This is a genomic window from Variovorax sp. YR634 (assembly GCF_900106655.1).
Taxonomy (GTDB): Bacteria; Pseudomonadota; Gammaproteobacteria; order Burkholderiales; family Burkholderiaceae_C; genus Variovorax.
Map to the genome: position 1 here is coordinate 1 of NZ_FNOL01000066.1, position 1,008 is coordinate 1,008.

Annotated in this window: 1 protein-coding gene; it reads left to right on the forward strand. The window is 67.8% G+C overall.

From position 1 onward, the window contains the following. Positions 1-49: 49 nt before the first annotated feature. Positions 50-1,008, forward strand: a 959-nt coding sequence (locus BLV60_RS33880) for a zinc-dependent alcohol dehydrogenase family protein (protein ID WP_093060183.1), incomplete at its 3' end; no start/stop codon positions are given.

Consider the following 1,008-nt stretch of genomic DNA (forward strand, 5'->3'; position numbering starts at 1 on the left):
CTTGCGCTATCGCAAGGGGAGGGCGGGCAGGGACGCATAACGTTGCGGCATGAAAGCACTCGTATACCGGGGCCCCGGCCTCAAATCGCTCGAAGACCATCCCAAGCCGGAGATCCAGGCGCCGGGCGACGCCATCGTCAAGATACTCAAGACGACCATCTGCGGCACCGACCTGCACATCCTCAAGGGCGATGTACCGACCTGCACGCCGGGCCGCATCCTCGGGCACGAGGGTGTGGGCGTGATCGAGAGCGTCGGCGCCGGCGTCACGGCTTTCCGTCCGGGTGACCATGTGCTGATCTCGTGCATCTCGTCGTGCGGCAAGTGCGAGAACTGCCGCCGCGGCATGTATTCGCACTGCGCCACCGGCGGCTGGATTCTCGGCAACACCATCGACGGCACGCAGGCCGAGTACGTGCGCATTCCGCATGCGGACACCAGCCTGTATCCCGTTCCGCCCGGCGCGGACGAAGAGGCGCTGGTGATGCTCAGCGACATCCTGCCGACCGGCTTCGAATGCGGCGTGCTCAACGGCAAGGTCGCGCCCGGCAGCACGGTGGCCATCGTGGGCGCCGGGCCGATCGGCCTGGCCACGCTGCTCACGGCCCAGTTCTATTCGCCGTCGCAGATCATCCTGATCGACCTGGACGACGGCCGGCTCGAGGTTGCGCGCCGCTTCGGCGCGACGCACACGATCAACAGCACCGACGGCAAGGCGGCCGAGGCGGTGCTCGCGCTGACAGGCGGGCGCGGCGTCGACGTGTCGATCGAGGCGGTCGGCATACCGGCCACCTTCGTGCTGTGCCAGGACATCGTGGCGCCCGGCGGCACCATCGCGAACATCGGCGTTCACGGGCACCCGGCCGAGCTTCACCTGGAGCGGCTGTGGTCGCAGAACATCGCGATCACCACGCGGCTGGTCGACACCGTGTCCACGCCGATGCTGCTGAAGACGGTGCAGTCCCACAAGGTGGACCCGGCCCTGCTGATCACGCACCGCTTCACGCT